Below are 14,056 nucleotides of genomic sequence, written 5' to 3' on the forward strand. Positions count from 1 at the left end.
CGCTGGGAGCGGACCGGGGGAAAGATCTACTTCGACTACCGGCCCCTTTCGGTTCTGGGAGGGGAGGTAGAGGTCCTGGGGCAGCTTCAGATGGGCGCCATACAGGGCATGGCCGTGAGTTCGGTGGCCGCCACAAACTTAGGGCCGCGGTTCGGGCTGGTCAACCTTCCTTTTTTGGTGAACAGCTTTGACAAGCTGGACCGGTTCATCAAAAGCGGGCCCCTCTTTGATCATTTCATGCGTGCCATGGCCCATCAGGGCATCACGGGACTGGACATCACCGGCTACGGAAGCTACGGCTGGGCCACCACCACCCCCGTGACGCAGCTTGCCGAGGCCGGAAAGGTGAAGTTTCGCATCGCCGAAGCCGGCGTGAACAAATCCCTGTACGACGCCTGGGGCCTGAACCCTGTGGTGATGCCCTGGCCGGATGTGCCCGTGTCCCTCAAGCAGGGGGTGATCACCGGGCTGGACCATACCCCCATGGTGTGCAATATCACGAAAAAATTCGAGGTGGCCAAGCACTATACCCAGGTCAACTACGCCCAGGGGCTGTTTTCTGGAGGGTGTTCAAACTGCATGGCTGGAGAGCCTGCCCGAGGACCTTCGCGCCACCTTTATCGAGGTGGTTGCCGCCGAGGATGCCGCTGAGATCCAGAGAAGGGGCCGGTTGCCAGGAAGAGGCTCAGATTGCCGATGCCAGGGCAAAGGGGGTGACGTTTTATACCCTGCCTGAAGCGGAGATGGCGCTTCTCCAGGAGAAGGGCGATTCCGTGCACCAGGCATGGAAAGAGGAGATCAACCGCCTGGGCGACGGGGATACCTATCGCCCGGAGGATTACCTCTCCGAAGTCCGAAACCACCTGGGCTACACCACCAACTAACCCTTGCCCCGGTCTCAGGGCTTTGGTTTTTTCCCTTAGCCCTTAGCCCTTAGCCCTTAGCCCTTAGCCCTTAGCCCTTAAGCCCTTTGCTTGGATATGTAATGACTGCCTTGTGGAATAAAATCGACCGCGTGGTAACCTCCTTTGAGGAGTGGACCCTCTTTCTTACCGTTATGGCGGCCCTTTGGGCGCTTTTTGCAAGCGTGTTCCTGCGCTATGGTTTCAACCACTCCCTGGCCTGGTCCGAAGAGCTGGTCAGGCTGGTCATCGTTTACACCACCTTTGTTGGGTGCAGCCGGGCCGTGAAAAACGGGGCCATGGTACGCATCGACGCCCTTGTTCAGTTTTTTCCCAGGATTAAGAAACCGTTGTTGCTCTTTTCATACGCAGCCGTCCTCGTGTTTGCCGGGGTGCTTATTGTGTACGGTGCCAAGATGGTGGGGCTTCAGGCCCGAACCGGACAGAAAACCATTATCATGCAGATCCCCATGGCCTGGCTTTACGGGATCCTTCCCCTTTCCGGCGGGCTCATGGGGCTTCGTGCCTGCGCCCAGGCCCTGGCTCTTTTCAAGGGACCCCGGAAAGGGGAGACCGGAGGTGACCATGGGGAGTAACGAACTGATCATCCTCTCTGTTCTCCTGGGGTGCATGGCTGCATATATTCCCGTGGCAATTTCGCTCTTTTTTACAGCGGCGGCAGGGTTTCTCCTGTTCACAGATCTGCCCGTGCTCCTTCTTGTGCAGACCCTCTTTAAAAGCCTGGACAACTTTGCCCTGGTGGTGGTCCTTTTTTTTATTCTCTGCGGAAACATCATGACGGCCGGAAGCATTGTCTCCAAGCTGATCCGGGTGGCCGATGTGCTGGTGGGCTGGCTTCCCGGGGGGCTCGGCATGGCTGGGGTGGTGGCCTGCGCTTTGTTTGGGGCCATCTCGGGTTCCACGGTGGCGACGGTGGTGGCCATCGGTGGTTTCATGGTTCCGGCCCTCATGGATCACGGCTACGATGAGTCCTACACGGTGGGGCTCATGGCCACCTCTCCCAATCTTGGGGTGATTATCCCTCCGAGTATCGGGATGATCCTGTACAGCATGATCAGCAATGTCTCCCTGGAAGGCTTGTTTCTCACAGGCTTTGTCCCCGGGGTGCTTATTGTGGGGGGGATCTGTCTCTACACCGGGATCCTGCACCGTCGCGGCGGGCGGGTGGAGCGGCGTGCCGTTCCCCATACCAGGGAGGTGCTGGGCGCGCTCAGGGAGGGCTTCTGGGCCCTTATGCTTCCGGTGATCATATTCGGCGGAATCTTTTCCGGGATCTTCACGGCCAATGAAGCGGCGGTGGTGGCCTGTGTCTACGCATTTTCCGTGGAGCTTTTCATTCACCGGTCCATGAACCTTGCTGAGCTGAAGCAGATCACCGTCAGTTCTGCCGTGACCTCGGCAACCCTCTTGATCATCGTGGCAGGAGCCACCTGCTTCGGGCGTTATCTCACCTTTGAAAACATCCCGGGGCGCATCACAGAAGGGGTGATGATGACGGTCTCGTCGGGCTGGGGGTTCCTCCTGCTGATGAACCTGCTTCTGCTGGTGACCGGGATGTTCATGGATATTATCTCTGCCACCCTGATCCTGGGGCCGGTCCTGATTCCCATGCTTCCGCATTTTGGCGTGGACCCGATGCATTTCGGTCTGGTCCTCACCGTGAACCTGGCCATCGGATACTGCACGCCGCCCATGGGGGTGAGTCTTTTTATCACCGGCTCCATTGCAAACCGGGGCTTGGTGTTTGTGTCCCGGGCGGTGATGCCTTTTCTCCTCATTCAGCTGGCGGTATTGTTTCTTATTACCTTTGTGCCGGGCCTTGTGATGTGGCTGCCCGGTTTGCTTCGGTAGCCTGCGGTGGGTGCCTTTGGATAAAGTCCCTGAAAACATATGATATACGAAGTAAACGATTTGCCCGGACAAGCCGTTCCGGCGGACGGAAAGGGGGGGCTCGGTCCGGCTTTTCCGTCCGCCATGCTTGACAGCCGAACCTCTCCATGGTAGCAAATTAGCCTGATAACAATGATGTGCGCTCTCCCTGCACATCTTGCCGCAAGGGCTTCGGCCTGCCAGAGTATTCTTATTCCAGGGCGTTTTGTTTCGCTTCTGGCTGTTGACACCGTGGAGTCTATGAAACACAGCTATACCTTTTATATAGTCGGTTCCGGAAAGAAACCCTTCCGCCAGCTTGCCTTGACCGGACGGGGTATCCTTGTCTTTCTCGTCCTTCTTACGGCACTCTCCTCAACGCTCTCCGTTGTCCTTTATTCCCAGTGGGCCTCCTTTCGCCACCAGAAATCCGTCGACGCCTTTTCCCTCTCCATGGAGCGCAAGGCGAGTCCAGCCAAGGCCGAGAGAGCAGCTGCTGCCCTCTGCCTGCGGAGATCATCGGCTCAGGGGTCGCCATGGCCCATACCTTCCAGGAAACCGCGCTATCGCCAACCTGGGCAGCCCGTCCAAGGGGGACAGCCTTTTTGGTGTGGGTGGTGCAACACCCCGGGACATCGATACAAACCTGATTATTCATGAACAGGGCGAGGCCCTGGTCCGTGAAATGGCCGAGCAGATCCAGGAGACGAGCCTGGCCGCCGAAGAGGAACTGGGGCGTTTCACTTCGTTGTACGATATTTTGGATGAAAAGCGCTCCATCCTGGAGTCCACGCCTTCCATCAGCCCCACCACGGGCTGGATTTCGTCGCGGTTCGGGCCTCGGGTCTCTCCTTTCTCCGGCAAGAAGAGGTTTCACAAAGGCTACGACATCGCCAATCATGTGGGTACCCCCATTTATGCGCCTGCCGACGGGGTGGTGACCTACGCCGGGGCCCGCGGCTCCATGGGCATCATGGTCTCCCTGGACCATGGGCATGGCATGCTGACGCGCTACGGACATCTCTCCAAAACCTTGAAGAAAAAAGGGGAGCATGTAAAGCGTGGGGACAAGATCGCCCTTATGGGAAATACCGGGCGAATAACGGCTCCCACCTGCATTAACTCAGGGTGCATCTCAACGGCATGCCGGTTAATCCCGAGAAATATATCCTCGATTGACCGAGATCCCCGCCGGGCTCACTTTTTTTGCCGGGTTCCCCACCGCCTTTCCCTTGATTTTATCCCCGTTTTGTACAACTATGTGGCGGATGCCGGATCCCGGCTGTCCATGGGCTTCCCTCGTGCTGACAGGATCAACGTGAGCCGCCACCGAAGGTCCCCCCATCGTCATGGGCCTCCCATGACGTCCCCCGGTCCCACACATGGCAACCGTCCGTGTGGAAAGGCCATCAATTGATGATCGTGAAATTGAAAACGGTTTCCCGCTGAGAGAGGAATGCAGCCGATGCTGATAAAACTACTGACCCGTCTGTTTGGAACAAAGAATGACCGTGTGGTCAAGCGCCTTGCCCAGGTGGTTGAGCAGATCAACGCCTTCGAGGCCACATACAAAGCACTGGATGATGCAGCACTCCAGGCGTTGACCCCCGCCTTCAAGCAGCGGTATGCCGACGGAGAGTCCCTGGACGATCTGCTTCCCGAAGCCTTTGCAGCCGTCAGGGAAGCCTCATGCAGGGTCCTTGAAATGCGGCACTACGATTGCCAGCTCATCGGTGGCATGGCCCTTCACAACGGCATGATCGCCGAGATGAAAACAGGGGAGGGCAAGACCCTGGTGGCCACCCTTCCGGCCTATCTCAATGCCCTCACCGGCAAAGGGGTCCACGTGGTCACCGTCAACGACTACCTGGCCAGCCGAGACGCCGAGTGGATGGGGCAGCTCTACAGCTTCATGGGGCTCACCGTGGGCAAGATCGTCCACGGCCTGGACGATGCCGAGAGAAAGGCCGCGTACAACGCCGATATCACCTACGGCACAAACAACGAATTCGGCTTCGATTACCTCCGCGACAACATGAAGTTCACCAAGGAACAGCTGGTCCAGCGGGATCTTAATTTTGCCATTGTGGATGAGGTGGACAGTATCCTCATCGACGAGGCCAGGACGCCCCTTATCATCTCCGGTCCTGCCGAGCAGTCCACCCAGCTTTACGGGCTGGTGGACAGCATCATGCCCCTGTTTAAAAACGAGGTGGATTACACCCTGGACGAGAAGAGCCGCAGCGTGACCCTCACCGAGGAGGGGGTTCAGAAGGCTGAAGAGAAGCTCAATGTGGAGAACCTCTTTGACCCCTCCAACATCGAGATCCTTCACCACGTGAACCAGGCCCTGAAAGCCCATGTGGCCTTTAAGCGCGATACCGATTATATCGTCAAAAACGGCAAGGTGGTCATCGTCGATGAGTTCACCGGCCGTCTCATGGAAGGGCGCCGCTACAGCGAAGGCCTTCACCAGGCCCTGGAGGCCAAGGAGAAGGTTCGCATCGAAAACGAGAACCAGACCCTGGCGTCCATCACCTTCCAGAACTACTTCCGCATGTACGACACCCTCTGCGGCATGACCGGTACGGCCATGACCGAGGCCGAAGAGTTCATGAAGATCTACAGCCTCGAGTGCCTGGTGATCCCCACCAACAAACCCCTGCTCCGCAAGGACATGCCGGACGTGATCTACAAGACCCGCAAAGAAAAATTCGATGCGGTCATCGAAGAGATCATCAGCGTCAACAGAAAAGGGCAGCCCGTTCTTGTGGGCACCATCTCCATCGACATGTCCGAGCAGCTCAGCAAGAAACTGAGCAAGAAGGGCGTCAAGCACGAGGTCCTCAACGCCAAGCACCACGGCAAGGAAGCGGAAATCGTTGCCATGGCGGGCCAGAAAGGGGCGGTGACCATCTCCACCAACATGGCCGGCCGAGGCACGGACATCGTCCTCGGCGAGGGCGTCACCGAGCTGGGGGGGCTCTACATCCTCGGCACCGAACGCCACGACAGTCGACGTATCGACAACCAGCTCAGGGGCCGTTCCGGTCGCCAGGGCGATCCGGGTCTCTCCCGCTATTTCCTCTCCCTGGAGGACGACCTCCTGCGCATTTTCGGCGGGGAGCGTATCACCACCATCATGGAGCGCCTCGGCCTCGAAGACGGAGAGCCCATCGAACACCGGCTCATCTCCCGGGCCATTGAAAACGCCCAGAGAAAAGTGGAAGGCCATAACTTCGATATTCGAAAGCACATCCTCGAATATGACGACGTGATGAACAAACAGCGCGAGGTAATTTACCGTCAGCGACGCGATGCGTTGCGAGGCGGAGATCTCCATGAAGATGTGGAGCGCATGGTGGAAGGAATCGCCTGGGATATTGCCTCGGCCATCGCCGTGGAAAAATCCCTCCCCGCATCCTGGGACTGGGAGACCTTTGCCCAGCTCATGGGGAGCCATTTCAACACCACCCTCACCGTGGATGCCTCCGGCAACGGCCTGACCAAAGAGAAACTGGCCGAAGAGGTCCTGGCGCATGCCATGGGTATCATGAACGGCAAAGAGGCCCTCATCGGGACAGATCAGTTCCGTCAGCTGGAGCGTTACGTGATTCTCCAGACCGTGGATAACCACTGGAAAGACCACCTCCTCTCCATGGACCACCTCAAGGAGGGCGTCGGCCTCAGGGGCTATGCCCAGCAGAACCCGCTGATCGTCTACAAGAAAGAGGGTTTTGAGATGTTCCAGGCCATGATCGACAGGATTCAGGAGGAGGTGGTGGCCATCCTTTTCCGGATTCAGATCGCCGAACCCGAGCAGGTGGAAGAGGTCAATCCGGAGCGGACCCAGGCCAACCTTTCGTACTCCCACACAGACAGCGGCGCTGCAAAGCAGCCCGCGCGCAGCGCGGACAGCAAGGTGGGTCGAAACGATCCGTGTCCCTGCGGAAGCGGCAAGAAATACAAAAAATGCTGTGGCAGGTCCTGATCCTCGCGGTATTTTTTTCAACGGAAGCATCGATGATTCCCTTAAAGGGCAAAGGTATGCGGGGATTTTTACCCTTCAGCCGATCCCCTGGCCCTCGCGATCGTCGATGCTTTTTTGCCTTGTTCTGTGTTATAATTTTAACCATAGGATTTCAGGGGGAATGAGTGACCAATGGCCGAGAATCATCCCGATCTGCACGAAGAGTTGGATGTCGACAGGGACACCAGGCTGAATGAGCCTCCCATGTACCGGGTCTTCCTTGTGAACGATGACTATACTCCCATGGATTTTGTGGTGGATATCCTGATGACGGTTTTTCGTAAATCGCAGGAACAAGCGACGGAGATCATGCTTCATGTTCATCACCAGGGCAAGGGATTGTGCGGTATTTACACGTACGAGGTAGCTGAAACCAAGGTGGATACCGTCCATGAACTGGCCGAGGAGAACGGCTACCCCTTGCGAAGCGTTATGGAGAATAACGACCTATGATAAGCAGAGAACTCAGCGCAACCTTGGGCTTTGCAGTTCGAGAAGCCAAAAAACGACGCCATGAATATGTCTGCATAGAGCATGTGCTGTTTGCCATCCTCCATGATCCCACAGGCATAGATATCATCGAAAGCTGTGGCGGCGATACCATTGAACTCAAAAGCAAGGTGGACACCTTCCTTCAGGAGAAGATCGAGAAACTCGCAGGCTCCGAAGATTATGTGCTCCAACAGACCTTAGGGTTTCAGCGCGTGATACAACGGGCCGTATCCCATGTGCGCTCTGCCGAGAAAAAAGAGGTGGAGGTGGGCGATGTCATTGCCTCCATTTTCCAGGAGAGGGACTCCCATGCCAGCTATTTCCTGGAAACCGAAGGGGTGACCCGACTCTCCGTGCTTCGCTATATCTCCCATGAACAGGAGCAGAAGCAGACACCGGCCGGAGACGGACAGCCCGGTTCCGAAGGCGGTGAGGCCCGTGACGACAAGGAAGAGACTGATCCCCTGAAGCTCTACACCGTCGATCTTGTGGAGCGGGCCCTTGACGGGCGCCTGGACCCCCTCATCGGGCGGACCAAGGAGATGCAGCGCATCATCCAGGTCCTGCTGCGCAGGCGGAAAAACAACCCCATCTTCGTGGGGGACCCCGGGGTTGGAAAGACCGCCCTTGCCGAAGGCCTCGGCCAGATGGTGGCCTCAGGTGTGGTGCCCGAGCCTTTGAAAGATACGCGTATTTTTTCCCTGGACCTGCCTGCGGTCCTTGCCGGCACCAAGTTCCGGGGAGACTTTGAAAAGCGCATGAAGGGCGTCATCGAAGCCCTGAAGGCCATTCCCAATGTGATTCTCTATATCGATGAGATCCATACCGTTGTGGGGGCCGGGGCCACCAGCAGCGGGTCCATCGACGCCTCCAACATGCTCAAGCCGGTCCTGGGCAACGGAGAGCTGCGCTGCATGGGCTCCACCACCTATGAAGAGTTCAAGAACAACTTTGAAAAAGACCGGGCCCTGTCCCGCCGGTTCGAAAAAATCGATATCAGCGAACCCAGCGTGGCCGAGACCGTGGAGATCTTAAACGGACTCAAGGACCGCTTTGAGGCCCACCATCAGGTGGAGTATACCCCCGCGGCCATTGAGGCTGCAGCCGATCTGCTGACGCTCAACGACCGCCATCTCCCGGACAAGGCCATCGACGTCATCGACGAGGCCGGGGTGATCAAGCGCCTCGACGAGGCGGACGCCACCCACAAGGTGCGTGTTTCCGACATGGAGAAGGTGGTGGCCGTCATCGCCAAGATTCCGGCGCGCAGCGTCTCCAAATCCGATCGGGATCGTCTCAAGACCCTCGACAAGCGCATGAAGCACGCCATTTTTGGTCAGGATGAAGCCCTGGGCGGTCTCATCACCGCCATCAAGCGCTCCCGCGCCGGGCTCTCCATTCCGGACAAGCCCATCGGCTCCTTTCTTTTTTCCGGCCCCACCGGCGTCGGGAAAACCGAAGTGGCCAAACAGCTGGCCCTTAACCTGGGCGTGGAGTTTTTGCGCTTCGACATGAGCGAGTACATGGAAAAACATGCCGTGGCACGCCTTATCGGGGCCCCTCCGGGGTATGTGGGCTTTGAGCAGGGCGGGCTCCTTACGGAGCGCATCCGCAAGACCCCCCATTGTGTCCTGCTCATGGACGAGATCGAAAAGGCCCATCCGGACCTCATCAACATCCTGCTTCAGGTCATGGACCACGGCACCCTGACGGACAACAACGGCAAAAAAGCCGACTTCCGCAACGTGATTATCCTCATGAGCTCCAACGCAGGGGCCCGGGAGATGAGCACCAAGACCATCGGCTTCGGAAGCCCGGACAGCGAGATTGAGGGAAAGGGACGTTCGGCCATCGAACGGATCTTCAGCCCTGAATTCCGCAACCGCCTGGACGCCATCATCACATTCAACCCCTTGTCTGAAAGGGTGATGGAGATGATCGTGGACAAGTTCATGACCGAGATGAAAGGCCAGCTCGCCGAGCGAAAAGTGCAGCTCAAGCTGACGCCCAAGGCGCGGAACTGGCTCGCCGTCAAGGGGTATGACCCCGATTACGGGGCAAGGCCCCTGGGCCGCCTGATCCAGACCACCATCAAGGATCGGTTGGCAGACGAGCTGCTGTTCGGCAAATTGTCCAAGGGCGGCACCGTGACCATCGGGTTCCGGCGTGATGAGCTCACCTTCAGCTACGCGTAAAGGTGACGATGCATGCCGTTGTTCCAATTGTCCGAGCAGTTGACCTTTCCACCCCCTGAGTTTTCCCGTGAGGACGGGCTGCTGGCCCTGGACGGTGACCTGACGGTGCCACGCCTGATCCTTGCCTATTCCATGGGCATTTTCCCCTGGTATTGTCCCGGTGAACCCATTCTCTGGTGGTCTCCCGACCCCAGGCTGGTCCTTTATCCCGAAAAACTCGTGGTGAACCGTTCCCTGCGCAAGACCTTGAAGCGGGGACGGTACCGGGTCACCATGGACCGTGCCTTTGCCGAGGTGATTTCAAACTGTGCGTCGGTGCCCCGGGGGGATGAGGATGGGACCTGGATCGTTGACGAGATGCAGGCGGCCTACCTGGCCCTTCACCGCGAAGGCTATGCCCATTCCGTGGAAGCCTGGGACGGGGATGAACTGGTGGGCGGGCTCTACGGTGTTTCCCTGGGGCGGGGTTTTTTCGGGGAGTCCATGTTCTCCCGCAAATCAGACGCGTCCAAGGTCTGTTTTGTCCGGCTTGTGCGGTTCCTGCAGGCGGAGGGGTTCCGGTTCGTGGATTGCCAGGTGACCACAGATCACCTCCTGCGGTTCGGTGCCGAAGAGATTCCCAGGAGCCGGTTTTTAAGGGAGCTGGACGAGGCCCTCACCGCCGATGACCTCATCGGGTCATGGGCGGATATGTTTTACGAACGTTGACCTGTCATAACGGCGCGGCGGCGTCTTTCAGGCGCTGCAGGGCCGTTTTTTGCGAATAATGATACATAACGAAACTCTGCCTCAAATTCGTCATGTGTACTTTTTAATCTTGGCATGATCCTAATGGAAACGAGAAAGGAGAGGCTGTGGCTGCTGACTGCATTTTCTGTAAAATTATCGGCAAAGAGATTCCTTCGGAGTTTATCTACGAAGACGAGGACATGATCGCCATCCGGGACATCAACCCCAAGGCCCCGGTGCACCTTCTCATTATTCCCCGCAAGCACATCCGGAGCATTAATGACATCGAGGCGTGTGACGAAGCGCTTATCGGACGGATGATGACCGTGGCCAGGGGACTGGCCGAAAAAGAGGGGACTGCCCAGTCCGGATACCGTGTATTTTTCAATGTGGAGAAGGGCGGCGGCCAGGAGGTGTTCCACCTTCACCTGCACCTCGTGGGAGGGTTTGACCGCGCTTGATCTTTTATGCGGTGCCGCCGTCGGATAGACAGCGGCACCGGCTTATCAGTCGGTGAGAAGGGCACCTTTGGGTGCCCTTTTTTTGTTGAGCCCCGGGCGGATGGTCATGCGGCGTCCCGCTTCCCTGCCTCGTCCGATGAGCTCTGTATCAACCCGTCGGACCCTCCGGCTTCGGGTGGCAAGCCTCGGGTAGCGCTGTTCGATGTAAGCGTCGAGTACCGGGTCTTTGACCACCTCGGGGAGGAGAGAGGTGGGCCGTTTTATCTTCTCGGCCCCCAGTTTTTGTGAAAATCCCGCCACAACCCCTTCCGCATAGTCGCTTTTGCGTAGCCGCCCGAGTTTTTGCCCCCTCTCTTTCTGGAGCTCTGTCCAGCTGCGGTCGATGAAGTCCAGGATAAAGGTGTAGACATACTCCGCCGTGAGCACGTGGGAGCGGGCCCCGCTCACCTCCAATACCCGGCCCATCTTCCCTTTGTCCACCACGCAGGCCATGGCCCAGACACAGCGGACAAAGTAGTGCTCGGTAAGGAGGTTGGCCAGGGCATAGAACTCCCGGTGGTGGCGCAGGGCAGGGCTTCCCAGGAATAGGGTGGTGTACCCGTCCTGGGGCTCGGCAGCCTCCGGGGTGTCGATGCGGTGCTTTTCCATGAGAGCCTGGGCCTTGGCAAGGGCCGCTTCGGACTCGTGGGGGTTGCTGCTTTTGGCCAGGGCAAAGAGCTTTTCGATGCGTCGCGAAAGGGCCTCTTCCGGGGATGCGTGGCCCGCAACAAGCCGCTCCCGCAGGGTGGGGTAGGTGCCCGAAGCTTTCGGGTTGGCTCCGAGGAGCACGCAGGCCTTGCGGAATCCCGGGCCATGGGGAGGCTCCTCCCTGGCATGGAAGAGTTCATGGGCTGCCTGGTGGGCCATTTCATGCAGGAGCACTTCCCGGACGGCATCCCACGGATGGTGGAGGATAAAATGGCGGCTGAAGGAGATCTCGCGGCGGTTGAGGTTCCAGTGGGCCAGGGTGCCCCTGGCATCGTTGAGGGAAAACAGCGGGGGGAGCAGGCTGAGGATCCCCGGGTCTCCGTTGCAATCGCGGGCAGAGGTCCACTCCAGGTGAAGGCCGTGGAGCAGTTTGCGCTCAAGGTCAGCCGAGGGCTGTTGGGAATGTGATTCAGCCATGGGGCGGGTAACTCCAAATGAAAAAAGCGGCTCCCCAAGGGGAGCCGCTTTTTTTAATAATCATGGAACGCGGGGTGTCTCTCCTGCGTGCTTACAGCGAGGCGACCTCACTTGCCTTGTAGACGCGGATCCCCTCTTTTTCGAGGACTTTCACGGCGTCGTCGATGTTGTCGAAACGGAAGATCATGACCGCGTGGTCCCCGCTCTGCTGCAGGGCGTACATGTACTCCACGTTGATGTCGGCATCGGCAAGGAGAATCAGGATGCGGTTGAGGCCTCCGGGCTTGTCTTCGACAGCCACGGCTGCCACGCTGGTTTTTCCAACGGAGAAACCGCTTTCCTTCAGGGCTTTTTCCGCTGCTTCATTGTCGTCGACAATGAGCCTGAGCACACCGAAGTCTGTGGTGTCCGCCAGGGAGAGTGCGCGGATATTCACAGAGGCGGCAGAAAGAATCGTGGTCACTTCGGCAATGCGCCCGCCGGTGTTCTCTAAGAAAATGGATATCTGTTCAACGCGCATCAAAGGCCTCCTTTCATGAGCATCGTAATGAATAAAATACGTGATGGCTATGTCGATCAACCTGTGTGGCCGGGATAACCGAATACCGGGTCGGCCGATCTCCGATTATCTCCGTCCGTATCGGTTTATCGCTTCCGGTTATCAATAACTCTTACCGCTTTTCCTTCACTTCTGGCAATGGATTTCGGCTCCACCAGCATCACTTTGGCAGACACGCCGAGGTATTCTTTGATATCCTTGGCGATTTTTTTCTCCGTGGTCTGGAGCATTCTGATCTCATCGGCAAAGAGGGTTTCGCTCACCTCCACTTTCACCGTGAGGGTGTCGAGGGTGTTCTCGCGATCCACCACCAGCTGATAGTGGGGAGTGGTATCCGAGCTCTTCATGAGAACGCTTTCAATCTGTGAGGGGAAGACGTTGACCCCTCGGATGATGAGCATGTCGTCGGTTCGGCCGCTGACCCGCTTCATGCGGATGTGCGTTCGGCCGCAGACGCAGGGCTCGGGGTGCAGGGAGGTGATGTCCCGGGTCCTGTAACGGATGATGGGGAAGGCCTCCTTGGTGATGGAGGTGAACACCAGCTCCCCGGTCTCACCGTAGGGCAGGGGCTCTTCGGTGACGGGGTCGATGATCTCGGGGATGAAGTGGTCCTCGAAAATGTGGAGCCCGTTTTTGGCTTCGTGGCATTCGATGGCAACACCGGGTCCCATCACTTCGCTGAGGCCGTAGATGTCCACGGCATCGATGCCCAGGGTCTCTTCCAGCTCGCGCCTCATGCTTTCGCTCCAGGGCTCGGCACCGAAGATGCCGAACTTGAAGTTCAGATCGGCAAAGGAGAAGCCCATCTCCTGGGCCACTTCGGCCAGGTGCAGGGTGTAGGAGGGCGTAGCCGTGAGGATGGTGGGGCCGAAGTCCTTCATGATGACGATCTGGCGCTTGGTGTTGCCGCCTGAGACGGGGATGACGGATGCCCCGAGTTTCTCGGCGCCGTAGTGGACCCCCAGGCCGCCTGTGAACAGTCCGTAGCCGTAGGCGTTGTGGATGATGTCGCCTCGGGTGGCGCCCCCTGCGCAGAGGGCACGGGCCATGAGGTCGGACCAGTTGTCGATGTCCCGACGGGTGTATCCCACCACGGTGGGCGCGCCGGTGGTACCGGAGGAGGCGTGAATGCGTACCACGCTCTCCATGGGCACGGCAAACATCCCGTACGGGTAGTTGTCCCTGAGGTCCTGCTTGGTGGTAAAGGGAAGCTTGGAGAGGTCTTTGAGAGAGCGGATGTCCGCAGGGACGATGCCTGCCTCTTTGAACTGCTTCTGGTAAAAGGGAACCTTTGCGTAGACATTCTCAAGGGTGGTTTGAAGTCGCCTGAGCTGAATCGCTTCCAAGGCTTCCCTCGGCATCGTTTCAAAATCAATATCGTAAATCATGCGAGCTGTCCTCTCCCGACGGTGGGTATGGGTGGTGACCGTGACGTCAAAAAAACCGGATCACAACACAGGGTATCCGTAAGAAGTACGCAGACGGATGCTGGTGTGGAAGGCGGGGTCCCATGGGGTCACGGCCGTGTGTGTCAATCATATCGTTACAGTTAACAGGTCATAAATGATTCACCTGCAAATGTCACTTAAAAAAACTTTTCAAATATAAAATCGGACGGCCGAAATATGAACACA

At 57.9% G+C, this 14,056-nt stretch carries 13 protein-coding genes; 10 read left to right on the forward strand and 3 right to left on the reverse strand.

Annotation, left to right across the window (positions count from 1 at the left end):
• Positions 1-54 precede the first annotated feature (54 nt).
• The 10 genes from ACOYW2_RS09815 to ACOYW2_RS09860 all read left to right on the forward strand — a co-directional run bounded on the left by ACOYW2_RS09815 (position 55) and on the right by ACOYW2_RS09860 (position 10,699).
• On the forward strand, positions 55-651 hold the full coding sequence (locus ACOYW2_RS09815) for a TRAP transporter substrate-binding protein (protein WP_482771010.1): 597 nt from the start codon (positions 55-57) through the stop codon (positions 649-651).
• Positions 642-884, forward strand: coding sequence for a hypothetical protein (locus ACOYW2_RS09820; RefSeq protein WP_482770275.1), 243 nt, complete (start codon positions 642-644; stop codon positions 882-884). The genes ACOYW2_RS09815 and ACOYW2_RS09820 overlap by 10 nt, the downstream gene beginning before the upstream one ends.
• Positions 885-985: 101 nt before the next feature.
• The gene (locus ACOYW2_RS09825) at positions 986-1,498 is read left to right on the forward strand and encodes a TRAP transporter small permease (protein WP_482770276.1); all 513 of its coding nucleotides are present in this window, start codon (positions 986-988) and stop codon (positions 1,496-1,498) included.
• Complete coding sequence (locus tag ACOYW2_RS09830) at positions 1,488-2,774, forward strand: TRAP transporter large permease (protein ID WP_482770277.1); 1,287 nt, start codon at positions 1,488-1,490, stop codon at positions 2,772-2,774. Before ACOYW2_RS09825 ends, ACOYW2_RS09830 begins: the two co-directional genes overlap by 11 nt.
• Positions 2,775-3,402: 628 nt before the next feature.
• Complete coding sequence (locus tag ACOYW2_RS09835) at positions 3,403-4,209, forward strand: M23 family metallopeptidase (RefSeq protein WP_482770278.1); 807 nt, start codon at positions 3,403-3,405, stop codon at positions 4,207-4,209.
• A gap of 48 nt (positions 4,210-4,257) precedes the next feature.
• Positions 4,258-6,783 carry a preprotein translocase subunit SecA gene (gene secA / locus ACOYW2_RS09840; protein WP_482770279.1) on the forward strand — a complete coding sequence of 842 codons (2,526 nt, stop codon included), beginning with the start codon at positions 4,258-4,260 and terminating at the stop codon, positions 6,781-6,783.
• Between the two features lie 171 nt (positions 6,784-6,954).
• Positions 6,955-7,275, forward strand: a complete 321-nt coding sequence (clpS, locus tag ACOYW2_RS09845) for an ATP-dependent Clp protease adapter ClpS (RefSeq protein WP_180146447.1) — start codon at positions 6,955-6,957, stop codon at positions 7,273-7,275.
• Positions 7,272-9,509 carry an ATP-dependent Clp protease ATP-binding subunit ClpA gene (clpA, locus tag ACOYW2_RS09850; protein ID WP_482770280.1) on the forward strand — a complete coding sequence of 746 codons (2,238 nt, stop codon included), beginning with the start codon at positions 7,272-7,274 and terminating at the stop codon, positions 9,507-9,509. Before clpS ends, clpA begins: the two co-directional genes overlap by 4 nt.
• Before the next feature lie 12 nt (positions 9,510-9,521).
• Positions 9,522-10,217 carry a leucyl/phenylalanyl-tRNA--protein transferase gene (gene aat / locus ACOYW2_RS09855; protein ID WP_482416467.1) on the forward strand — a complete coding sequence of 232 codons (696 nt, stop codon included), beginning with the start codon at positions 9,522-9,524 and terminating at the stop codon, positions 10,215-10,217.
• 146 nt (positions 10,218-10,363) lie between these two features.
• On the forward strand, positions 10,364-10,699 hold the full coding sequence (locus tag ACOYW2_RS09860; RefSeq protein ID WP_482416466.1) for a histidine triad nucleotide-binding protein: 336 nt from the start codon (positions 10,364-10,366) through the stop codon (positions 10,697-10,699).
• A 45-nt stretch (positions 10,700-10,744) separates the two neighbouring features.
• On the opposite strand, the gene ACOYW2_RS09865 is transcribed toward ACOYW2_RS09860, so the two are convergent.
• The 3 genes from ACOYW2_RS09865 to ACOYW2_RS09875 form a co-directional block, all read right to left on the reverse strand.
• On the reverse strand, positions 10,745-11,863 hold the full coding sequence (locus ACOYW2_RS09865) for a SprT-like domain-containing protein (protein WP_482770281.1): 1,119 nt from the start codon (positions 11,861-11,863) through the stop codon (positions 10,745-10,747).
• A gap of 91 nt (positions 11,864-11,954) precedes the next feature.
• Complete coding sequence (locus tag ACOYW2_RS09870; protein WP_482416464.1) at positions 11,955-12,383, reverse strand: ACT domain-containing protein; 429 nt, start codon at positions 12,381-12,383, stop codon at positions 11,955-11,957.
• 125 nt (positions 12,384-12,508) lie between these two features.
• Positions 12,509-13,810, reverse strand: a complete 1,302-nt coding sequence (locus ACOYW2_RS09875) for a phenylacetate--CoA ligase family protein (RefSeq protein ID WP_482422768.1) — start codon at positions 13,808-13,810, stop codon at positions 12,509-12,511.
• Positions 13,811-14,056: the final 246 nt, after the last annotated feature.

Source organism: Desulfoluna sp. CLI2B, from assembly GCF_056847375.1.